The organism is Mycobacterium terramassiliense (assembly GCF_900157385.1).
GTDB classification, from domain to species: domain Bacteria; phylum Actinomycetota; class Actinomycetes; order Mycobacteriales; family Mycobacteriaceae; genus Mycobacterium; species Mycobacterium terramassiliense.
In genome coordinates, this window is sequence record NZ_LT717700.1 from 884,156 (window position 1) to 905,697 (window position 21,542).

Annotated in this window: 20 protein-coding genes and 1 pseudogene; 9 read left to right on the forward strand and 12 right to left on the reverse strand. The window is 68.5% G+C overall.

Going from position 1 to position 21,542, the window contains the following annotated elements; all coding sequences use genetic code 11:
• Positions 1 to 44: 44 nt before the first annotated feature.
• Together MTAB308_RS12335 and MTAB308_RS12340 are read left to right on the forward strand one after the other, a co-directional pair.
• Positions 45 to 536 carry a YajQ family cyclic di-GMP-binding protein gene (locus MTAB308_RS12335; RefSeq protein WP_077099671.1) on the forward strand — a complete coding sequence of 164 codons (492 nt, stop codon included), beginning with the start codon at positions 45 to 47 and terminating at the stop codon, positions 534 to 536.
• A gap of 19 nt (positions 537 to 555) precedes the next feature.
• A complete protein-coding gene (locus MTAB308_RS12340; protein ID WP_077099672.1) occupies positions 556 to 2,043 on the forward strand; it encodes a flavin-containing monooxygenase in 1,488 nt (495 codons plus the stop codon).
• Here the strand turns inward: MTAB308_RS12340 and MTAB308_RS12345 are convergent.
• On the reverse strand, positions 2,040 to 3,512 hold the full coding sequence (locus tag MTAB308_RS12345) for a trypsin-like peptidase domain-containing protein (protein ID WP_077099673.1): 1,473 nt from the start codon (positions 3,510 to 3,512) through the stop codon (positions 2,040 to 2,042). The two genes, MTAB308_RS12340 and MTAB308_RS12345, sit on opposite strands and share 4 nt — an antisense overlap.
• A gap of 149 nt (positions 3,513 to 3,661) precedes the next feature.
• Between MTAB308_RS12345 and MTAB308_RS12350 the strand changes: the two genes are divergently transcribed.
• Together MTAB308_RS12350 and MTAB308_RS12355 are read left to right on the forward strand one after the other, a co-directional pair.
• A complete protein-coding gene (locus MTAB308_RS12350) occupies positions 3,662 to 4,687 on the forward strand; it encodes an NAD(P)H-dependent glycerol-3-phosphate dehydrogenase (RefSeq protein WP_077099674.1) in 1,026 nt (341 codons plus the stop codon).
• Between the two features lie 205 nt (positions 4,688 to 4,892).
• Complete coding sequence (locus MTAB308_RS12355) at positions 4,893 to 6,437, forward strand: SulP family inorganic anion transporter (RefSeq protein WP_077099675.1); 1,545 nt, start codon at positions 4,893 to 4,895, stop codon at positions 6,435 to 6,437.
• Here MTAB308_RS12355 and MTAB308_RS12360 read toward each other — a convergent pair.
• The 3 genes and pseudogenes from MTAB308_RS12360 to grcC1 all read right to left on the reverse strand — a co-directional run bounded on the left by MTAB308_RS12360 (position 6,434) and on the right by grcC1 (position 8,895).
• Positions 6,434 to 6,789: pseudogene (locus MTAB308_RS12360) on the reverse strand (type II toxin-antitoxin system HicB family antitoxin). The gene MTAB308_RS12355 and the pseudogene MTAB308_RS12360 sit on opposite strands and share 4 nt — an antisense overlap.
• Before the next feature lie 152 nt (positions 6,790 to 6,941).
• Positions 6,942 to 7,796 carry a zinc metalloprotease HtpX gene (htpX, locus tag MTAB308_RS12365; protein ID WP_077099676.1) on the reverse strand — a complete coding sequence of 285 codons (855 nt, stop codon included), beginning with the start codon at positions 7,794 to 7,796 and terminating at the stop codon, positions 6,942 to 6,944.
• Positions 7,797 to 7,878: 82 nt separating this feature from the next.
• Entirely contained in the window at positions 7,879 to 8,895 is a 1,017-nt protein-coding gene (grcC1, locus tag MTAB308_RS12370; protein ID WP_077099677.1) for a nonaprenyl/(2E,6E)-farnesyl/geranylgeranyl diphosphat synthase, read from the reverse strand.
• Positions 8,896 to 8,917: 22 nt separating this feature from the next.
• On the opposite strand from grcC1, the gene menJ reads away from it, so the two are divergent.
• The 3 genes from menJ to MTAB308_RS12385 all read left to right on the forward strand — a co-directional run bounded on the left by menJ (position 8,918) and on the right by MTAB308_RS12385 (position 11,271).
• On the forward strand, positions 8,918 to 10,147 hold the full coding sequence (menJ, locus tag MTAB308_RS12375; RefSeq protein ID WP_077100156.1) for a menaquinone reductase: 1,230 nt from the start codon (positions 8,918 to 8,920) through the stop codon (positions 10,145 to 10,147).
• A gap of 85 nt (positions 10,148 to 10,232) precedes the next feature.
• The gene (locus MTAB308_RS12380) at positions 10,233 to 10,910 is read left to right on the forward strand and encodes a class I SAM-dependent methyltransferase (RefSeq protein WP_077099678.1); all 678 of its coding nucleotides are present in this window, start codon (positions 10,233 to 10,235) and stop codon (positions 10,908 to 10,910) included.
• Positions 10,911 to 10,935: 25 nt separating this feature from the next.
• Positions 10,936 to 11,271, forward strand: coding sequence for a DUF732 domain-containing protein (locus MTAB308_RS12385; RefSeq protein ID WP_077099679.1), 336 nt, complete (start codon positions 10,936 to 10,938; stop codon positions 11,269 to 11,271).
• 16 nt (positions 11,272 to 11,287) lie between these two features.
• On the opposite strand, the gene MTAB308_RS12390 is transcribed toward MTAB308_RS12385, so the two are convergent.
• The 3 genes from MTAB308_RS12390 to MTAB308_RS12400 are packed head-to-tail and all read right to left on the reverse strand — an operon-like array spanning position 11,288 to position 14,457.
• The gene (locus MTAB308_RS12390) at positions 11,288 to 11,977 is read right to left on the reverse strand and encodes a demethylmenaquinone methyltransferase (protein ID WP_077099680.1); all 690 of its coding nucleotides are present in this window, start codon (positions 11,975 to 11,977) and stop codon (positions 11,288 to 11,290) included.
• A gap of 28 nt (positions 11,978 to 12,005) precedes the next feature.
• Positions 12,006 to 13,310, reverse strand: a complete 1,305-nt coding sequence (locus tag MTAB308_RS12395; protein ID WP_077099681.1) for a DUF1214 domain-containing protein — start codon at positions 13,308 to 13,310, stop codon at positions 12,006 to 12,008.
• Positions 13,300 to 14,457, reverse strand: a complete 1,158-nt coding sequence (locus MTAB308_RS12400) for a sulfotransferase family protein (protein ID WP_077099682.1) — start codon at positions 14,455 to 14,457, stop codon at positions 13,300 to 13,302. Before MTAB308_RS12400 ends, MTAB308_RS12395 begins: the two co-directional genes overlap by 11 nt.
• Positions 14,458 to 14,541: 84 nt before the next feature.
• On the opposite strand from MTAB308_RS12400, the gene MTAB308_RS12405 reads away from it, so the two are divergent.
• The gene (locus MTAB308_RS12405) at positions 14,542 to 15,012 is read left to right on the forward strand and encodes a MarR family winged helix-turn-helix transcriptional regulator (protein ID WP_245831382.1); all 471 of its coding nucleotides are present in this window, start codon (positions 14,542 to 14,544) and stop codon (positions 15,010 to 15,012) included.
• Positions 15,013 to 15,021: 9 nt separating this feature from the next.
• On the opposite strand, the gene MTAB308_RS12410 is transcribed toward MTAB308_RS12405, so the two are convergent.
• The 3 genes from MTAB308_RS12410 to menD are packed head-to-tail and all read right to left on the reverse strand — an operon-like array spanning position 15,022 to position 18,399.
• Positions 15,022 to 16,176, reverse strand: coding sequence for a glycosyltransferase family 4 protein (locus tag MTAB308_RS12410; protein ID WP_077099684.1), 1,155 nt, complete (start codon positions 16,174 to 16,176; stop codon positions 15,022 to 15,024).
• Positions 16,177 to 16,214: 38 nt separating this feature from the next.
• Positions 16,215 to 16,748, reverse strand: coding sequence for a DUF3592 domain-containing protein (locus MTAB308_RS12415; protein WP_077099685.1), 534 nt, complete (start codon positions 16,746 to 16,748; stop codon positions 16,215 to 16,217).
• A gap of 13 nt (positions 16,749 to 16,761) precedes the next feature.
• Complete coding sequence (menD, locus tag MTAB308_RS12420) at positions 16,762 to 18,399, reverse strand: 2-succinyl-5-enolpyruvyl-6-hydroxy-3-cyclohexene-1-carboxylic-acid synthase (protein ID WP_077100157.1); 1,638 nt, start codon at positions 18,397 to 18,399, stop codon at positions 16,762 to 16,764.
• A gap of 112 nt (positions 18,400 to 18,511) precedes the next feature.
• On the opposite strand from menD, the gene MTAB308_RS12425 reads away from it, so the two are divergent.
• Entirely contained in the window at positions 18,512 to 19,780 is a 1,269-nt protein-coding gene (locus tag MTAB308_RS12425; RefSeq protein ID WP_077099686.1) for an IS30 family transposase, read from the forward strand.
• Between the two features lie 42 nt (positions 19,781 to 19,822).
• On the opposite strand, the gene MTAB308_RS12430 is transcribed toward MTAB308_RS12425, so the two are convergent.
• Together MTAB308_RS12430 and MTAB308_RS12435 are read right to left on the reverse strand one after the other, a co-directional pair.
• On the reverse strand, positions 19,823 to 20,605 hold the full coding sequence (locus MTAB308_RS12430) for an alpha/beta fold hydrolase (RefSeq protein ID WP_077099687.1): 783 nt from the start codon (positions 20,603 to 20,605) through the stop codon (positions 19,823 to 19,825).
• Positions 20,602 to 21,519, reverse strand: a complete 918-nt coding sequence (locus MTAB308_RS12435) for an o-succinylbenzoate synthase (protein ID WP_245831411.1) — start codon at positions 21,517 to 21,519, stop codon at positions 20,602 to 20,604. The genes MTAB308_RS12430 and MTAB308_RS12435 overlap by 4 nt, the downstream gene beginning before the upstream one ends.
• Positions 21,520 to 21,542: the final 23 nt, after the last annotated feature.

Consider the following 21,542-nt stretch of genomic DNA (forward strand, 5'->3'; position numbering starts at 1 on the left):
AGACAAGGCACAAACGGCTAGCACCGGAGGAAGGGACGGATCGGATGGCTGACTCATCGTTCGACATCGTCAGCAAGGTGGACCGCCAGGAGGTCGACAACGCGCTCAATCAGGCGGCCAAGGAGCTGTCGACGCGGTTCGACTTTCGCGGCACCGACACCAAGATCGCGTGGAAGGGCGACGAGGCCATCGAACTGACCTCGTCCACCGAGGAGCGCGTCAAGGCGGCCGTCGACGTCTTCAAGGAGAAGCTGATCCGCCGCGACATCTCGATGAAGGCCTTCGACGCGGGCGAGCCGCAACCCTCCGGCAAGACCTACAAGGTCACCGGCACCCTCAAGCAGGGCATCAGCAGCGAGAACGCCAAGAAGATCACCAAGCTCATCCGCGACGAGGGGCCCAAGAACGTCAAGACCCAGATCCAGGGCGACGAGGTCCGCGTCACCAGCAAGAAACGCGACGACCTGCAGGCCGTGATCGCGATGCTGAAGCAGGCCGACCTGGACGTGGCCCTGCAATTCGTCAATTACCGGTAGCGGGAAGCGAGGTTCTTCGATGACGGTGACTCCGCAGCAGGACGACCGCTTCGACGTCATCATCGTCGGCGCGGGCATCTCCGGCATCGACGCGGCCTACCGGATCGCCGAGCGCAACCCGGGCCTGACCTACACCATCCTGGAGCGGCGCGCGCAGATCGGCGGCACGTGGGACCTGTTCCGCTACCCCGGCGTTCGCTCCGACAGCAGCATCTTCACGCTGTCATTTCCGTTCGAGCCGTGGACCCGGAAGGAGGGAGTGGCCGACGGCGGGCACATCCGCGAGTACCTGACCGCCACCGCGCGCAAGTACGGTATCGACCGCCACATCCGCTTCAACAGCCATGTGCGGTCGGCGGATTGGGACTCGTCCACCGATACCTGGACGGTCACCGTCGAGCAAGACGGCGGCGAGAAGCGCTACCGCGGGCGGTTCCTGTTCTTCGCCAGCGGCTACTACAACTACGACGAGGGCTATACCCCCGACTTCCCCGGCATCGACCGCTTCGCGGGCGCCGTCGTGCATCCCCAGCACTGGCCCGAGGATTTGGACTACACCGGCAAGAGGATCGTCGTGATCGGCAGCGGCGCCACGGCCGTCACGCTGATCCCGTCGCTGGCGGAACGCGCCGAAAAGGTGACGATGCTGCAGCGCTCGCCGACGTATCTGATCTCGGCGTCCAAGTACGGCAAGGTCGCCGCCGTGGCCCGGATGCTGTTGCCCCGCAACGCCGCTCACCTGGTGATCCGGACGTACAGCGCGCTGACCGAGGCGGTGTTCTTCTTCCTGTCCCGCAAGGCACCGGGTTTCGTCAAGTGGCTGCTGCGGCGCAAGGCGATCAAGAAGCTGCCCGCCGGCTACGACGTCGACGTCCACTTCAAGCCGCGGTACAACCCGTGGGACCAGCGGATGTGCCTGATCCCCGATGCCGATCTCTACAACGCCGTCAGCGGCGGTCGCGCCGAGGTGGTCACCGACCGCATCGAGGGCTTCGACGCCACCGGCATCGCGCTCGAATCGGGCAAGCACCTCGACGCCGACATCATCGTCACCGCGACCGGCCTGCAGCTGCAGGCGCTGGGCGGGGCCACCATCAGCATGGACGGTGTCGCGATCGATCACCGCGACCGCTTCGTCTACAAGGCCCACATGCTCGAGGACGTGCCCAACCTGTTCTGGTGCGTCGGTTACACGAACGCGTCGTGGACGCTGCGCGCCGACATCACCGCGCGGGCGACGGCAAAACTGCTGGCGCACATGGCCGCCCACGGCTACACGCATGCCTACCCGCACCTGGGCAACGAGCCGATGGACGTCAAGCCGTCCTGGGACATCCAGGCCAACTACGTCAAGCGGTCGGTGCAAGCGCTGCCCAAGTCCGGCACCAAGCGGCCGTGGAATGTGCGGCAGAACTATCTCGCCGATGCCCTCGATTACCGGTTCGACCGGATCGAGGAGGCGATGGTGTTCGGCCGGGCGGCCGACCGCGCACCGCTGGCGGGTTAGCGGTTGGCTCCCTGAGCGGATTCGTCACCAAGTATCGCTTTGCCGCAGCTCGGACAGAACTTTTCCGCGGGGTGGTGTTCGGCTCCGCAACCCGAACAGAAATGGGGTTCCGCCGGCGCGTGTGTCGGTGCCACGCCGATGAGCCGGGCAGCACCGATTTTGATGCCCCGTGCAGAAACCCGTTTCTCGGTGCCGGGACGCTTGCCCGAAATCAGCTGCAACCCCGGCGCATTTGCCGAGGTGTCGAGGTGCCAACGGTTTCGCACCACCATGAAGGTCAGACCGGCGGCGGCGGCGAGCACCAGAGCGACGCTACCGGTGATGTACCACAGCAGGTGCGCGCCGCTGAGCACCGAGAAATCGCCGTGCTGCTGGCGCAGGTTGGCCGCGCTGGTCCGGAGATCTACCAGCCCGGGGTAGTCGGGTGACATCGACAGGGTCTGGTCGAAGTCGTCGATCGCCTCGCTGTATTGGCCGGCGTAGTAATGCTTGAGCCCTTTGCGGTAGTACAGGTCGGCGGGTCCCAACGCCGCCTTGACGCCCTTGCTCGCCAAGATCGCCGCCAGCCCGTCGGCCGGCGCCACGAAGTTGAACGGTTGCGGTTCGCCGAGGGGGGCGAAGCTGTTCACGCCGATCACCTTGCCGTCGAGCGCGACCGTCGGGCCGCCGCTCATGCCCTCGGACACCGGGGCATCGATCTCATACTCCGCGGCCGACCCCATCGTCGACTTCTTGCTGACCTTGCCGCTCTTGTTGGTCGGGTCCAGCGACGGGCCGGTGACGTTCTCGGTGCTCTGCGAAAAGCCCACCGCAAGAACCGGGGTGCCGATGCTGACGTCGGCGTCGGCGGCCAGCTCCGACGACGGCAGGTTGTGCTTGTCCACCTTGAGAAGCGCGACGTCGCCCTTGCCGAGCGGCCGGAAATCCACGACGTTGGCCGCGACCTTGCCCGCGATCGTGGTGCCGGTGCCGTACGTCAGCGCGAGGCTGACTTCCGGGCCCCGGTCGGCGGTGTTGCCCTCGACCTTCGCGTTCTTTTGCAGCCATTCCAGCGCCGCGGCCGGAGTCCGCCCTTCGGGCGCGTCGGGGAACTGCGTCATGTATTCCTTGGCCGCCCGTTTGAGTATCAGCAGCTTGGCGGTGTCCGGATCGACGCAATGACCCGCAGTGGCCACCCAACCGTCGGGATTGATGACGAACGCGGTGCAGGCCCAGACCGCGATGAACGGCATGGTGGTCCCCGGGCCGAACTGAGACAGGATCTGGCCGTCGGGCAGCCGGACCGCGCCATAACTCTGGCCGGCGAGATACATGACGGCCGGCCGTATCATCGCCGCCGCCTTTTCCTCCGGGTTGGCCTGCGGGCGACCGCCGTCGGCGGCCGCGACGCCCGGGGAACCGACCGACACCGCGAGAGCAGCCGCGGCCAGCGACGCGAATACGCGGCCCCGTCGAGCGTGTCCGGGCATGAAACCTCCCTCGTGGCAGACCTGTACTTGTGACGATCCGGCAGATCCGGCCGGGGAGGTAGGGACCGAAGTCACCTGCCCTGAGGCCGTTGGGTTGGACTGAGGTGAACTGCTTCTAAATCTCGGATGTCGGCAATACGCTGGTCGCCATGGCAGCTGACAAGCGCGAACCCCGGGTCGTTGTCCTCGGTGGAGGTTCCTGGGGAACCACCGTGGCCTCCATCTGCGCGCGGCGCGGACCGACGTTGCAATGGGTGCGCTCAGAGGCGACCGCCAAGGACATCAACGAGGACCACCGCAACAGCCGCTATCTCGGCAACGACGTCATCCTGAGCGACACCTTGCGCGCCACCACCGACTTCGCGGAAGCGGCCAACTGCGCCGACGTCGTGGTCATGGGCGTGCCCTCGCATGGCTTCCGTGGCGTGCTGACCGAGCTGGCCCGCGAGCTGCGGCCGTGGGTTCCGGTGGTGTCGCTGGTCAAGGGCCTCGAGCAGGGCACCAACATGCGGATGTCGCAGATCATCGAGGAGGTGCTGCCGGGTCACCCGGCGGGCATCCTGGCCGGCCCCAACATCGCGCGCGAGGTGGGCGAGGGCTACGCGGCCGCGGCCGTGCTGGCCATGCCCGACCAACACCTGGCGACCCGGCTGTCGGGTTTGTTCCGGACCCGGCGCTTCCGCGTGTACACCACTGACGATGTCGTCGGCGTCGAGATGGCCGGCGCGCTGAAGAACGTCTACGCCATTTCGGTCGGGATGGGCTACTCGCTGGGCATCGGGGAGAACACCCGCGCCCTGGTGATCGCGCGCGCGTTGCGGGAGATGACGAAGCTCGGCGTGGCGATGGGCGGTGATCCGGACACCTTCCCCGGGCTGGCCGGCCTCGGTGACCTGATCGTGACCTGCACCAGCCAGCGCAGCCGCAACCGGCACGTCGGGGAGCAACTGGGTGCCGGCAAGCCGATCGACGAGATCATCTCGTCGATGAACCAGGTCGCCGAGGGCGTCAAGGCCGCCAGCGTGATCATGGAGTTCGCCAATGAGTTTGGCCTGAATATGCCGATTGCCCGCGAGGTGGACGCCGTGATCAATCACGGCTCGACCGTCGAGGAGGCCTACCGCGGCCTGATGGTCGAGGTTCCCGGGCACGAGGTGCACGGCTCGGGGTTCTGAAGCAACCAAACAACTCGTAACGATAATATTTGCATTCGATATGGGGCAGGCCCGTTGGCTTGACCTGCGGTTTGACGGCCCCCTACCGTCGAACGAGGTAGCCAGGCTGTTGCCGGCCGATTGGCGCGGTCGTAATTGATTGTGCGCCAATGAGCTACGCCGACGTAGCGAAGTCCCCGCTCACACCTAACGACGGAAGCGACCGATGCAAAACATCGAACAGCTCGGCGATCAACAAATTCTTCAGGCCCGCAACGAATCACGGCGGGACTGGATCAGATCGGTTGTCCGCCACGACCTGCCGTCTTCACTCGTGGTGTTCCTGGTCGCATTGCCGTTATCGCTGGGAATCGCGATCGCGTCGAACGCGCCCGTGCTCGCGGGTCTGATCGCCGCGATTGTCGGTGGCGTCATCGCCGGAGCCATCGGCGGATCGCCGTTGCAGGTCAGTGGTCCGGCGGCCGGCCTGACCGTCGTGGTCGCCGATCTCATCTCCGACTTCGGTTGGGGGGTAACGTGTTTGATCACCGCTTTGGCGGGCGTGCTGCAAGTCTTGTTGGGACTCAGCCGTATTGCGCGGGCGGCGCTGGCGATCTCACCGGTCGTCGTGCATGCCATGCTGGCCGGCATCGGGATCACGATCGCGCTGCAACAGGCGCACGTATTGCTGGGCGGGAAATCCAAAAGCTCGGCCTGGCACAACCTCATCGGCCTGCCGGGGCAGATCATCGACTCGCACCGGCCCGGCGTGCTGCTGGGCGCGCTGGTGATCGCCATCCTGGTGGCCTGGCGCTGGGTACCGGCCCGGTTGCGCTTCGTCCCGGGTCCGCTGGTCGCCATCGTCGCGGTGACGATCATCTCGTTGGTCTTGCCGTTCCACGTGCGCCGGATCGAGATCGACTCGTCGCCGCTCAACGCGCTGCGCCTGCCCGACCTCCCGCACGGCAACTGGGGCGCGGTGGCGATCGGGGTCATCACCATCACCCTGATCGCCAGCGTCGAAAGCCTGCTGTCGGCGGTGTCGGTCGATAGGATGCACAACGGCCCGCGCACCGATTTCAACCGCGAGTTGATCGGGCAGGGCACCGCCAACATCGTGTCGGGGACCATCGGCGGGCTGCCGATCACCGGTGTAATCGTGCGCAGCTCGACCAATGTCAACGCGGGCGCCCGGTCGCGCGCCTCGTCGATCATGCACGGTTTCTGGATCCTGCTGTTCACGGTGCCCTTCGCGGAGCTGGTCGAGGAGATCCCGACCGCGGCGCTGGCCGGGCTGCTGATCGTCATCGGCATTCAGCTGCTGAAGCCGGCGCACATCGAAACGGCAACGAAGCACGGGGATCTCGCCGTCTACATCGTGACCGCGGTCAGCGTCGTCTTCCTCAACCTGCTGCACGGCGTGCTGATCGGCCTCGCCCTGGCCATCGCGTTAACCGGATGGCGGGTGATCTGGGCCAGAGTCGAGGCCAGACCGGTCGGGCAGGATTGGCAGGTGCTGATCGAGGGGCCGGCGTGTACCTTCCTGGCCCTGCCGCGGCTGACGCGCGTGCTGGCGTCCGTCCCGGCCGGAACGATTGTGACGGTTGACCTTTCGGTGAACTACCTCGATCACGCCGCGCATCAGGCGATCGGGGACTGGCAGCGCCAGTTCGAGGCCACCGGTGGCACGGTCGTGATCCGGGGCGTGCTCGAGACGGGGCACTTCGCGGCTAGGGCGCGCGGAACCGTCGACGATCGACGTGCGGCCTAATCGAAGCCGGACAGCCCGAAGGTGTCGCTCGGCGAGCGGCCGCTGAGCTTCTGAACGATCCACTGGTTCATCGAAACCCCCTGTTCGACGGCCTCCAGAGCGAGGCGGGCATGCAGCTCCGGGGATGTTCTGACGCTGAACGTTCCGCTGTAGCCGCGTTCGGAAAGCGGTGTGGGACGGAGTCTCCGCAGGCGCGCAGGCTCTCCAGATGTTCGATGAGCGCCTCCTCGACGGCGGCGACGGCCTGTGGCGCGGTCGGCGCCTCGCGCCTCAGGTAAGGCAGCTCGACGCACACACCTACGTACCCGTGGTAATGGCGCGACCATTCGGCGCGGAAGGTGTAATGACCCACGCGCGATGTGATACCGCATGCGCTATCGAATTCGCGAGTCACTCATCCCCAAGACGAGCCGGGCTCTCGAGAAGAGATGACTTGCCCCGAATTCGGTAGCACATGCGCTACCACGTTGCGCTGCGGGCAGCCGGGCCCGGTTCATCGGCCGATCAGCCGCGCGCCATCGCCTCCAGCCGGCGGATGCGGTCCTCGATCGGCGGGTGCGTGGAGAACAGCGAACCGATCCGCTCGCCCGCGCGGAACGGGTTGGCGATCATCAGGTGCGCCTGGCTGGCCAGCTGCGGCTCCGGGGGCAGCGGCGCGAGCTGAACCCCGCCGGAGATCTTTCGCAGCGCCGACGCCAGGGCCAGCGGGTCACCCGTCAGCACGGCACCCGACTCGTCCGCCTGGTACTCGCGGGACCGGGACACGGCCAGCCGGACCACCGTCGCGGCGATCGGGCCCAGCAACGAAACCAGCAGCATCGCAAAGGGGTTGCCGCCGTCTCGGTTTCCCCCGCCGAAGAACATCGCCATGTAGGACAAGGCGGTGATCACCGACGCCATCGCGCCGGCGATGCAGGAGATCAGGATGTCGCGGTTGTAGACGTGCGAAAGCTCGTGGCCCAGCACGGCGCGCAACTCGCGCTCGTCGAGGAGCCCCAAGATGCCGGTGGTGCAGCACACCGCCGCATTGCGCGGGTTGCGCCCGGTGGCGAACGCGTTGGGCGCGTTCGTGTCGCTGATGTACAGCCGCGGCATCGGCTGGTGCGCCGAGGTGGCCAGCTCGCGCACGATCCGATACATCACCGGCGCCTGCAGCTCGGAAACCGGCTGCGCGTGCATGGCCCGCAGCGCCAGCTTGTCGCTGTTGAAGTAGGTGTAGGCGTTCATGCCGATGGCGAACAGCACGGCCAGCCACATCGCCGTCCTGCCGAACAACGAGCCGACAAACACGATCAACGCGGACATACCGACCAACAGGGCGAAGGTCTTCAGCCAGTTGGCCTGCGGATGCCAGGTCATCAGTGTCCTCCTTGGAGCGTTACCTCATCGCTCATTGAACGCTTGAAACGGCGGTGGAGGTTCCGCCGGGTCCGTGGCACCGTCAACCGTGCCGGCTCACCGTGTAGTCGATCAGCGTCTCCATCGCGCGCCGGCCCGGGACCTCGGGCAATAAGGCCAGCTCCTGGCGCGCCCGCGCCGCATACTGCGCCAGGAAATCCTTGGCCTTGGCCATCCCGGGTGACGCACGCAACAGCGTCAACGCCTCGGCCACCGCCGCGTCGTCGGTGACGGGCCCGGACAGCAGCTCGCGCAGCCGCGCCGCCTCGGGCCCCGGCTCCCGCAGCGCGTAAACCATCGGCAGGGTGTGCACCCCTTCGCGGACATCGGTCCCGGGCAACTTGCCGGACTCGTGCGAGTCGCTGTCGATGTCGATGATGTCGTCGGAAATCTGGAACGCGGTGCCCACGATGCCGCCCAGGCGGCTCAGCCGCTCCACCTGCTCGCCGTCGGCGCCGGAGAACATCGCCCCGAACCGGCCCGCCGCCGAGATCAGGCACGCCGTCTTCTCGTACACCACCTTCAGGTAGTGCTCGACCGGATCCGCGCCCTCGGCCCCCTCCCTCAAGCCCCGGGTTTCGCGCATCTGGCCGGTCACCAGCTGCGCGAACGTCTCGGCGATGAGCCGCACCGCCTCCGGCCCGAGCCGCGACACCAACCGCGACGCCGTCGCGAACAGGTAGTCACCGGCGAGGATCGCGACGCTGTTGCCCCAGCGCACGTTGGCGGTGGGCGTGCCGCGGCGGACCTCCGCCTCGTCCATCACGTCGTCGTGGTAGAGCGTGGCCAGGTGCACCAACTCGATGACGGCGCCGGCGATCGTCACCTCCCCCGCGTCCGGGTCGGGCCCGATCTGCGCGGACAACACGGTGAACAGCGGCCGGAACCGCTTGCCGCCGGCCTTGAACAGATACGTCAGCGAATCGGTCATCACCTCGTCGGCGCCGCGCAGCTCGTCGTCCATGAGCTGCTCGATTCGGCCGACTCCCACGCGCACGGTCTCGGCGAAAACGGCATCCCCGAAGTCAATGCCGGCCACCACCGTCTCCGGAGTCCTCACCCGACCAAACATACTGGTGAGCATGGAGACGAGAGATATCGGCGCCGACCTGGTGGTGGTGGGCGCCGGACCCGCGGGTTCGGCGGCGGCCGCCTGGGCCGCCCGCGCCGGTCGCGACGTCCTGGTCATCGACTCCGCCGGCTTCCCCCGCGACAAACCGTGCGGGGACGGGCTGACCCCGCGCGCCGTCGCCGAGCTCGAACGGCTGGGGCTGGGCGACTGGCTCGACACGCGCATCCGGCACCGCGGGCTGCGGATGAGCGGATTCGGCGGCGAGGTCCAGATCGACTGGCCGGGCCCGTCATTCCCCTCGACCAGCAGCGCGGTGGCCCGCTTCGAGCTGGACGACCGCATCCGCAAATGCGCGGAGGACTCCGGGGCCCGGATGCTGCTCGGGACCAAAGTGGTTGGCGCGCATCACGACTCGTCGCGACGCGTGGTGTCGCTGACGTTGGCCGACGGCACCGAGGTGCGGTGTGGCCGGTTGATCGTCGCCGACGGGGCCCGCTCGTCGCTGGGCCGCAAGCTGGGCCGGCGCTGGCATCAGGAAACGGTGTACGGCGTGGCCGCGCGCGGCTATCTGACCACCCCCCGGGCCGACGACCCCTGGCTGACCTCGCACCTGGAGTTGCGCTCCCCCGACGGCGCCGTGCTGCCGGGCTACGGCTGGATCTTCCCGCTGGGCAACGGCGAGGTGAACATCGGCGTCGGGGCGTTGTCGACGTCGAAGCGGCCGGCGGACCTGGCGCTGCGACCGCTGATCTCCTACTACACGGACCTGCGCCGCGACGAGTGGGGCTTTTCCGGCGAGCCGCGGGCGGTGTCGTCGGCGCTGCTGCCGATGGGCGGCGCGGTCTCCGGGGTGGCCGGCCCCAACTGGATGCTGATCGGCGACGCCGCGGCCTGCGTCAACCCGCTCAACGGCGAGGGCATCGACTACGGCCTGGAGACCGGGCGGCTGGCCGCCGAACTGCTCGACTGCCGCGACCTGTCGCGCGTGTGGCCCTCGCTGCTGCAGGAGCACTACGGCCGCGGCTTTTCGGTCGCGCGCCGGCTGGCCTTGCTGCTGACCTTTCAGCGGTTTCTGCCCACGACGGGCCCCGTCGCGATGCGCTCGGCGCGGCTGATGACGATCGCCGTGCGGGTGATGGCCAACCTGGTCACCGACGACGACGCCGACTGGGTGGCGCGGGCCTGGCGGGGCGGCGGGCGCTTCTCGCGGCTGATCGACCGCCGAACGCCGTTCAGCTGAGCCAAGTTTGCGCAGGCGGGTGGCGGCTTCCGCGCACTATATCAATCTTCTTGACATATATCAGAGCCGTTGATATATCTAGGGCATGACTCAACCAGTTGATTTCGAATTCGAATCCGCCTACCGCGGCGAATCCGCGCAGTTCGGCGAGGGCACGCGCCCGCCCTGGAGCATCGGCGCCCCCCAGCCGGAGCTGGCCGCCCTGATCGAGCAGGGCAAGTTCCACGGCGACGTCCTCGACGTGGGCTGCGGCGAAGCCGCGATCTCGCTGACCCTCGCCGAGCGGGGGGTCACCACGGTGGGGCTCGATCTCTCCCCCACCGCGATCGACCTGGCCCGGCGCGAGGCCGAGAAGCGGGGCCTGACCAACGCCACCTTCGAAGTGGCCGACATCAGCTCGTTCACCGGCTATGACGGCCGGTTCTCCACGATCGTCGACTCGACGCTTTTCCACTCGATCCCGGTCGAGGCTCGCGAGGGCTACCAGCAATCGATCGTGCGCGCCGCGGCGCCCGGTGCCTCCTACTACGCCCTGGTCTTCGACAAGGCCGCGGTGCCCGAGGGCCCGATCAACGCGGTCACCGCGGGCGAACTGCGCGCGGTGGTGTCCAAGTACTGGGTCGTCGACGAGATCAGGCCCGCGCGCATCTACGCCAAGCTGCCCGACAGTTTTCCCGGCTCGCCGTGGGTCGACGTCCGCGACGAGCCCAACGGCCTCAAGTCGGTCGGCGCCTGGCTGCTATCCGCGCACCTGGGCGTGTAAAACAACCGGGTGTATAGTCCGGCTAATGAAGGCTTCGAGGCTGGCTTCTCTGATCGCCATGGCGGGCGCCGCCGTCGCACTGGCGGCGCCCGCGCAGGCCGACGATTACGACTACGTGTTCAAGCAGACCGTCAACCATTTCGGCGTGTACGGCCCGCAGGACCAACTGGCGTGGCTGGGCAAGATCAGCTGTGACCGGATCGGCAGGGGCGTGGACGGCGACCCGTACAAGTCGGCGAATTTCATCCAGCACAACCTGGCGCTGGGCACCACCCAGGGCCAGGCGTTCCAGTTCCTGGGCGCCGCGATCGACCACTACTGTCCCGACCAGGTCGGTTTCATCCAACGCGCGGGCCACTAAGCCCACCTGGGCCCGACTAGGCCGGCTTGTATCCGGCGTGCAGCGCCACGATGCCCCCGGTCAGATTGCGCCAGCGCACCGCCGACCACCCGGCCGCTGAAATCCGGTGCGCCAGCGCGGGCTGGTCGGGCCAGGCCCTGATCGACTCCGCGAGGTAGACGTAGGCGTCCGGGTTGGAGGACACCGCCCGCGCCACCCGCGGCAGGGCCCGCATCAGGTATTCCTTGTAAACGGTCGCGAACAGCGCGTTGGTGGGCGTGGAAAATTCGCACACCACCAGCCGCCCGCCCGGCCGGGTGACACGGAACATCTCGCGCAGCGCCGCCCGCTGGTCGGCGACGTTGCGCAACCCGAAGCTGATCGTGACCGCGTCGAACACGGCGTCGGCAAAGGGCAGCTTGGTGGCGTCCCCGGCGACTTTCGGCACGTCCCGACCGGCGCCGGCCGCCAGCATCCCGACCGAAAAATCGGCGGCCACACACCATGCCCCGGACCTGCGCAGCTCCACGGTGGAGACCGCGGTGCCCGCGGCCAGGTCCAGCACTTTCTGACCGGGCCCGATGCGCAGCGCCGAGCGGGTGGCTCGCCGCCAATACCGGTCCTGGCCCAGCGAGAGGACGGTGTTGGTCACGTCATACCGGCGGGCGACGCCGTCGAACATCGACGCGACGTCCCGGGGATTCTTGTCCAACGCCGCGCGACTCACGACGTCGACGCTACCCGGGCGGGATCGGTCAGTATTGCCGGTAACGCCGTTGGACGTGTTCTTGGCGCACCCTGATCTGCGCTCGGCGCTCCGCGGCGGACACGACGCGGGTGGCCGCGGGGAGGTGTTCGCGCACGGCGGCAAGCGCCACCTTGGTGACCGAGGCCTTCGGCAATTCGGGCGGGGGCGTGGAGTAGGTCCACCGCAGGGCCAGGAAACCACCCGGGTGGCCGGCGGTGTCGAGCCAGTTCGGCACCCCGGGATCGCTCCCGGCGACGACGTAGCGGATGGTCCCGTCGGGATCCGATTCGGACTGAAATCCGTTGAGGCTGCTGGTGTGGTTGGCGTAGTCGAGCGACTCGCCCCACAGGTTGGACAGGTGAAAGCCCATGTAAGCGGGCGGCACCGGCACGTCGACTTCGACCAGGAGCGCTTCGTCCTCGGCGAGGTCGTAGACGCCACCCGAGTACACGTTGGTGCTCTGCCCGCCGCCCATCGCGAGGTTGGCCAATGCCGGCTCGTTCAGGTCGTTGCGCGGCATGAGGGTGAGCCCGTCGCCGTTCTTGTCGCCGTGCGCCTCGAGCACCAGGTCATAAAACTGGTTCCAGAACGTCATCTGGTTTTCGACGATGCTTCCGACGCGCCGGACGTCGCGCGCCACGGCACCGGGGTCGAGCCGCGCGGGCTGGGCGCCCTCCTTGCCGATCTGCACGATGTGCAGGTCGGGCGATGCCTCGTGCTCCCAGTCGTGAAAGAGCATGCGGGCGATCAGGTATCGCGCCGAGGCGGTCCCGTCGGCCGTCGACGTGGCGACGAAGTTTCCCGAGTGATCGGCGGGCCGCCGCGGCGCCAGCAGGATCTCGAACCGGCCGTCGTCGTCGACGAGCAGATCCGAGAGGTCCAACGACCCGGTGATGACGCGCCCACCGGGAGCGAGCTCGGCGAGGCTGCCGGTGTCGCCGGCGTAGAGGCTGTGGGCTTCAAAGATGATGTACTGCGGCGCTTTCGGAACCAGCCGGCCGCGGATCCGGTAGCTCTTGGCGCCGTCGATGGAGGCCGAGAGGTACAGCGCGTCGGCGTTGTCGATGGTGGCTTTGTCCACGGGTTGGATGGCGCGCCGGAAGTAAGGGAAATCGGGATCTTCGCACAGGCCGCGCTCGATCGCGCTGAACACGAAGCCCAACAGGTAGCGGTACCCATCCGCCAGGCTTTGGTCGGTGACCGGCGGGGCGTGCAGATCGGTGGAGTCGACGGCGTCGCGGGCCCGGGTCAGGGCGTCGAGCATGTCGGCCCAGGCGCCCCGCAGGGCGAGTTGGCTTGACTCAGTGGACATGTGCGCCCTCTCCTTCGATATCCCACCGGTATTGCTCGAACAGCTCGGCCAGTCGCGTGTGGATCTCCCGCGGGTCGAGCCCGAACTCCTCGAGGCTGTAGCGGTGGGCCGACTCGTGCCCGTTGCCGGCTCCGGCCGCCGCGAACGCCTTGGCGGCCACCGGCCCCAGCTCGAGCCCCAGTTCGCCGTAGATCCGGCGCATCGTCGCCTCGGGGTGCGCCACCAGCTCGCGATAGTCGACGACGGCCGATCGGACCTCGGGGTGGGCGGCCAGAACGTCGAGCGGGCGCAGGTACGCGTCGAACGACTGATCGGCGAGAACGCGCAGCGATTTCGCGATCAGGTGCTCGTCGCGACCGCGCAGATCCCACTCGTTCTTCAACAGCTTGAGCAGGCTCGGAATGGTCTCATCGGGATTGCGAAGGGGGACAATGAACCTCGCGTCGGGAAACGTCTCGATCAGGGCTTCGACGCGCCCGCAGAAGGTGGGGTTCTTGCTCAGGTGCGTCCCGCCGCCGTTCAGCGCGATCTGCCGCCGGACGCATTCGGAGTAGAAGGCCATCACCCGCCGGCGCTTGCGGTCCGGCCACTGATCCACGTGGTAGAAGTCCAGCTCGCCCATGAAGGGAAACATGACGATCCAGAAGCCGGAGCACAGCGACCAGGTCAGAAAGAAGTCGTCTTCCTCCGGGACGAAGAAGCCGGTCTTGTGCATGTCGTCGGTCGGCGCGAACCGCTGCTCCTCGATCGCATCGAGGCGGCGGCGCAGGCGCCCGCCGAAAACCGCGGCGTCGAGCCGAAACAGCAGGCGCAGCAGGCGTTTTTGCAGCAGCGACGGGAAGAACAGCTCATACATCAGCGCGTAGCTGAACTGCGGATCGGCGGCCATCAGCCGGTGCAGATACGTGGTGCCACTGCGCGCATGGCCGACGCAGAACGTCGGCGCCGTCACCCGGGTGCGCCGCAGCGACCCGAACAGGAGCGGGTCGAGCGCGAAGCACGCCGCATGGACGGCCGCGACGCCGGGCACGCCGACCAGGAATGCGACATAGCGAATCCACGGCTTCGACGCCGGTGGGTCGCGACGTAACAGCCGCAGCATCGTCCGATAGTTGGCCCAGTCGAAGTAGAACGACGCAGCGCGCATGACCTCTCCCTCAGTCAGGCCAGAGGGGGCCAAACTATCCACTTTTATTTGACTATGTCAAGCGAATCCGGATACCGTGCCCGTGTGACGGCGGCGCGCAAGCTGGATTCGGTGGACTCGATCAGCGCCACCCTCGCGCGAGTGGTGCGGCTGAGCGCGAGCCGCGCGGCGTTCGCGCGGCAGGCCTCGGCCGCCAATACCGAACTGTCGCAGCCGTCCTACCTTCTGCTGCGCGTCTTGATCGACCAAGGACCACTGTCGATGGGGCAGCTGGCGCGGCTGGCCCACATGGACGTCGGTATGGCCACCCGGCGCGTGCGCGCCCTCGCCGACGCCGGACTCGTCGTGCGGCGCAGCGACCCCAACGACGGAAGGGTCTCGGTCGTCGACGCCACGGCGCAGGGCCGGCACGCCGCCGGCGTGCTCCACGAGGTCCGGCGCGATCATCTGGCGCGCGCGCTTTCCGGCTGGTCGAGCGACGAGCTCCGGCAATTCGATCGGCTCTTGACCAAGTTCCTCAGCGACACGACCGGGACACCGATCGACCACACCTAAGGCGCCCGCTCACTCCCCCTGCGCGTAGCGCTTGGCGAACATTCGCCGCCGCGAAAGGGGCGACAGCACGGCCTCGTAGTGGCCGAGCAGCTCGTCGCAGATGACCGGCCAGCTGCGGCCGAGCACGCTGCGCCGGGCGGCGGGAGCGTAGCGGTGCCGCTCGGCGAGCAGGTGCGCCACCGCTTCGGGCAGCCGCGCCTCGAACTCGTTGACGTCCAACAGCAGTCCGGTGCGGTACGGGGCCACCAGGTCACGCGGGCCGCCGGCGTCGGGGGCGATCACCGGCAGCCCCGATGCCAGCGCCTCCTGCACGACTTGGCAAAACGTCTCGTGCTCACCGGGATGCACGAAGACGTCCATGCTGGCATAGGCAGCGGCGAGCTCCTCGCCGTACAGCGCTCCGGTGAAAACCGCTCTGGGCATTGCCGATTGCAGTTTGCGTTGATCGACGCCGTCGCCGACGATGACCAGCTGCACGGAATCGTCGGCGGTCAGCGCGATCAGCCGCTCGACGTGCTTCTCCGGCGCGAGCCGGCCCACGAACCCGACGATCGGCTTGCCGGCCGGCGACCACCGCCGCCTGAGCTCCTCGCTGCGGGCCGACGGCGCGAACCGCAGCACGTCGACCCCGCGCGCCCACCGATGTACCCGCGGGAACCGATGGGAGACAAGCGACTCCATCGTCACGCTGGACGGCGCCAGGGTGCGGTCGGCCAGGCTGTGCAGGTGGCGAAACCACGCCCACGCCGCGCGTGTGGTCATCGGAATGCCGTAGCTCGCCGCGAAGCCCGGGACGTCGGTTTGATACACCGCAACCGTCGGCACCCCTAGCCAGCGCGCCGCTTTCACGCCGCCGTAGCCCAGCAACGCCGGCGACGCCAGATGCACCACGTCGGGGTCGAATCCGCGCAGCACGCCCACCAGTCGGGGCATCGGGAGCCCGAGCGGCAGCGTGGTCACCTTGGGGAACATCCGCGACGGCACCCGATGCACCCGGATGCCGTCGTGAACCCGATCCGCCCGGGGCTGGCCCGGCGGGTTGTCGGGGGCGATGACGAGGGCTTCGTGCCCGGTGCGACGCAGATGCTCGAGGACGCGCAGCACGGAGTTGCTGACACCGTTGACATTGGGGAGGAAGGATTCGGCGACGATGGCTACGCGCACAACATCACCATCTCAGCGTCGGCTGTCGGAAAGGTTGCCTACGGGCATACGTCGTGCGAAATCTGCTGGTCGGGCGCCTTGGCGCGGCGGTCCAGCCACCTGTCCAGCAGCGCCAGGCCCGCCAGCGCCACCGCCGCGGCCAGCCAGGCCACCACCGCGATGGATCCCGCCGGAATGATCGCCAGCCCCGCGTTGCGGTGCTGCACCCGGACCAGGTTCGGGTCGTTCTTGTTGTATTCGACGTAAATCCGCATCCCCGTCGCCAACTCCGACGGATACAGCACGCCCAGTTCGGGGCGGTAGGTGACGCGGTCGGGCGTGACGAATTCGATGGTGGAGCGCCGCGGCCCGGCGCTGAGCACCTCGGCCTGCGCCACGCCCATGTGGTGTCGAATCGCAAGATCGTTGCGCCACGCGCCGGCCACCAGCAGCACCGACTGCAACGTGACCAGCCCCGCCAGGATCAACACCGCAATCCGCATCCACCGCAACGCAATCCGGGCCCGGGTCGATGGCGGCTCATCGCTGCGGCCATGAATCAATATGCGCAGCAACACTTTCGGTGACGTCACGGTGCTGGACGTCTCATAAGGCGGCCTTGATGGCCGCGTGCAGCTGGCGCAGCGAGGAGCGGTCCGCCTTGACCTCCAGCACGCGCATGCCGATCCCCGGTTCGTCGAACGCCGCGCCCAGCTCGTCGACCTCGATCTGCCGGCTGTCCACGTGGTACGCGCGGCACAGGGCTCCGACGTCGACGTCGTGCGGGGTGCCGAAGATCCGCGAGGACACATCGGAGAACCTCGGATCGCCCTGCTCGAGCAGTTCGAAGATGCCGCCGCCGTTGTCGTTGGACACGACGATCGTCAGCCGCTGCGGTGTCGGTTCGGTGGGGCCGATCAGCAGCCCGGAGCTGTCGTGCACGAACGTCAGGTCGCCGATCAGCGCGACGGTGCGGCCCTCGTGGGCCAGGGCGGCGCCGATGGCGGTGGACACGGTGCCGTCGATGCCGGCCACCCCGCGGTTGGAGCGGACCGTGATCTGTCCGCGATGCCTCGCGGACCCGAGACCGACCAGCGCGGCATCGCGAACGGGGTTGGAGGCCCCCAGCACCAGCTGGTCGCCCGGCCGCAGCGCGTCGGCCACGGCCGCGGCGACGTGCAGCCCGGTGGTCAGCGGGTGCACCGCCAGCTGGCCGCGCACCGCGGAGATCGCGTGGCGGTTCATTTCCGCGCAGCGGTGCAGCCACGCGGGGTGGGGCGTCCCGGTGGTGACCGCGCGCGTGCCGGTGGCCTGCGAGTTGCCCGAGACGTCGGGCCACCGGGGTCCGGTGGTCAGCGCGTACACCGGCACCTTCGGGTCGGCCAGCAGCGCCGAGACCGGCCGGTGCAGCGTCGGGCGGCCGAGCATGATCACCTGCTTGGGCCGCAGCAGCGGCAGCGCGAGGGGGTGCAGCGGGTTGGCCGGGGCGGGTGCCGTCGGCTCCGCGACGGTGGGCAGCTGCTCCAGGTTGGGCTGGGCGCCCGCGCCGTGCCCTGCGATGACGACCGTGTCGGGCGTCAGGTCGATGTCCAGCGGCTGGTCGAAGCTGACCGGCGGCGTGTAGGTCCACGGCTTGCCGCCGGGGCGGCCCGGCGGGGTCGCGGCACCGTGCGGTGCGGGATCGGGCACCAACGGTTCGCGCAGCGGGATGTCGAACTGCACGGGGCCGGCGTTGGCGGTGCGAGATCCCGTCGCGGCCGCCAGGACGCGGCAGGTGGCCGATCGCCAGGTGGCGTTGAGCGAATCCAGCCGCTCGGGTGCGTCCTCGGCCAGGCCCAGGCTGATGGTGGCGCGGACCTGGGTGCCGAAGTAGCCCAGCTGCTCCATGGTCTGATTGGCCCCGGTGCCCAGCAGCTCGTAGGGCCGGTTGGCCGACAGCACGATCAGCGGCACCCGCGCGTAGTTGGCCTCGACCACCGCCGGGCCGAGGTTGGCCACGGCGGTCCCCGAGGTCATCGCGATGCACACGGGCGCGCCGGCACTGATCGCCAGCCCGATCGCCAGGTAGCCGGCGGTGCGCTCATCGATGCGGACGTGCAGCCGGATGCGGCCGGACCGGTCGGCGTCCTGTAGCGCGAAGGCCAGCGGCGCGTTCCGTGACCCCGGGCACAACACGACGTCGCGGACGCCGCCGCGAATCAGCTCGTCGACGACGACGCGGGCCTGTGTCGTCGAGGGGTTCACCACTACAGCGTGTCACAACCCGCTGGCCGGCCGCCGAACGTGGAGTCGTTGCGGCAACTCGCCCCTTAGCTTCAAGGGATGGATGCAACACATCTGATTGAGGAGTGTTGCTGTGCCGCGTCCGCCGTTGAGGTTTGTTGTCCGTCAGTTCTGGGCTCACATCGGTAATGGCTGTAGTGCCGCGGAGGCCGGTGTCGCCGTCGGCGTGTCGGAACGTTCTGGCTATGGCTGGTTTGCTGATGCTGGCGGCGTGAAACCACGGCTATGTGAACCGAAAAGCGTTGGCCCGCGGCCGAGGCTGACCTTCGAAGACCGGGTCGAGATCGAAATTGGTGTCAGGACGAACGAATCGTTGCACTCGATCGGCAACCGGCTGGGCCGGCCGGCGTCGACGATCAAACGCGAGATCGACGCCAACGGGGTGGACAACAGCTACGACGGGCGCAAATCCGGTTATCGGCGCAAGGAAGCCTTCGGGGCGCGCCAGAGCGGCAAAACCGCGCACGTTCAGTATCGGGCCCTCAGGGCCCAAGCACGCTCCGATGAACGTGCCCGGCGTCCCAAGCAGAGCACGCTGGCGGCAAATGACCGATTGCGTCAGGAGGTGCAGACTCGGTTAGACGACTTCCATAGTCCCGGCCAGATCGCGGTGGGGCTGCGGCGGGATTTTCCTGACGATGCGGAGATGTGGGTGTCACACGAAGCCATCTATCAGGCGATTTACGTGCAAGGCCGCGGCCACTTGCGCCGCGATATCCACCGCTGCCTGCGCACCGGGCGGGCGTTGCGCAAACCGCGCAGCATCCCCGGTGAGCGCCGGGGTCGTATCCCCAACATGGTCAACATCAGCGAGCGTCCACCGGAGGTGGCCGACCGCGCGGTGCCTGGCCACTGGGAAGGCGACCTCATGTTGGGCAGCACCGAATCGGGCTCGGCGATCGGCACCCTCGTCGAGCGCAGCACCCGATTCGTCATGCTGTTGCACCTGCCCGACAACCACGGCGCGCTGGCCGTCCAGGACGCGATCGTGGCCAAGATGGCCCAGCTGCCGGCGATGCTGCGCCGCACGTTGACCTGGGACCAAGGCAAGGAAATGGCCAACCACATCGCCATCGCCGCAGCCACCGACTTGGATATCTACTTTTGTGATCCGCACTCCCCGTGGCAGCGCGGCAGCAACGAAAACACCAACGGGCTACTGCGCCAGTGGTTTGCTAAAGGCACTGACCTGTCGGTGTTTCCGGCCGACTATCTGGACTACGTCGCGGCCAAACTCAACAATCGGCCACGCCAAACACTGGACTGGAAAACCCCCGCCGAAGCCCTCGACGAACTACTGTCCAACCCGACCAAACCACCCACTGTTGCATCCATCGCCTGAAAGCGCCCCCCGATTTCGCGCAACGAGTCGACGCTGGGGGGTTCAGGCGCCGGCGAAGAACTGCAGCGCCGCGGCGTTGACGGCCTCGGGCCGCTCCAGGAAACCGAGATGTCCGGCGTCGGGTATCTGCAGGTACCGGCCGTTGGGCATCGCGTCGGCGACCTCCCGGCCCAGGTAGGGCGGCGTCACGATGTCCTCGGAGAAGCCGAGCACCAGCACCGGCGCGGCGATGCTGCGATAGGCGGCCAGCCGGTTGGTCTGCGGGGAGACATACATCTGGGCGCGCAGGCCCGGGGTCTGCTTGACCGGCCAGGTGGTGAACATCGCGATCCAGTCGGCCACGGCCGCCTCGTCGTTGATCGTCTTGCGCGAAAAGCTTTCCAGCAGCCGGTTTCTCGCGTCGAGCCCCGGCGGCAGCTGAACCCCGGAGGCGTGCAGCTCGACCTCGGCTTCGTGGAAGAACTGGCGGGCGCGGTCCAGGCGGCCGCGGGTGGCCATCAGCACCGCCGAGCGGACCAGCTCGGGCCGCGACACCATGAGCTCCTGCGCGATGAACGCGCCCATGGAGACCCCGACCAGCCGCGCCGGGCCGGCGTCCAGCGACTCGATCAGCGCGGCGGTGTCGGCAACCATCGTTTGCGTCGTGAAGCCCTCGGCGTTTTCCGTCTCGCCGACCCCGCGATTGTCGAAGGTGATGCAGCGGTACCCGGCGGCCAGGAACGCCGGGACCTGATGGGGGTGCCAGGTGCGCCCGGCGCCGCCGCGGCCGGCGATGAAAACGACGGGCTCACCGGACCCGCGGTCGTCGTATGCCAGGTTGATCACCCGGACGACGGTACAAGGAGCGGATGGCAGGCCTTGATCCGGTCGATCCACCACTGCCGCCGCTCGGGCGGCGCGGCCAGCGCCCGCAGCCGCGCCGGGTCGGGCGTCACCGGCCCGACCGCCAGGCAGCCGTCGATCGGCGCGGCGACGTCCACCACGTCGGCCGAGAACAGCCCACCGGTGCCCAGCCCGCAGGCATGGCGCAGCTGCGGCAGGGCCGCCGCGGCGGTCAGGCCATGGCTGATGCCGACCGCCGAGTCCAGCGCGCTGGAGACCACCACCGGGATGTCGATCTGGGCGGCGATCGCGAGCAGGGCGCAAACCCCGCCCAGCGGGGCGACTTTGAGCACGGCGATGTCGGCGGCGTGGGCGCGGACCACCGCGAGCGGGTCGTCGGCCTTGCGGATGCTTTCGTCGGCCGCGATCGGCACGTCGATCCGCGCGCGCAACGCGGCGAGTTCGTCGACGCTCGCGCAGGGCTGTTCGAGGTACTCCAGCGGGCCGTCGGCGGTCAGGGCGGCCGCGGCCCGCGCCGCCTGCTCGACGGTCCAGCCGCCGTTGGCGTCCACCCGCACCGTCGGCACGAGTGCGCGCACGGCGTTGACCCGCGCCACGTCGTCGGCCAGCGTCTGGCCCGGCTCGGCGACCTTCACCTTGGCCGTGCCGGCCCCCGGGAACCGCGACAGCACCTCGCTCACCCGGGCGGCGGGCACGGCCGGCACGGTCGCGTTGATGGGGACGCGCTGGCGCAGGACGGGCGGCCGCGGCCGGTAGGCACCCTCGACGGCGGCGGCGAGCCAGTGCGCGGCCTCGGGCGGCGCGTATTCCAGGAAGGCGCCGAACTCGCCCCAACCCGCGGGGCCCTCGATCAGCGCGACCTCGCGGGTGGTGATGCCGCGGAAGCGCACCCGCATCGGCAGCGCCACCACATGCAGGC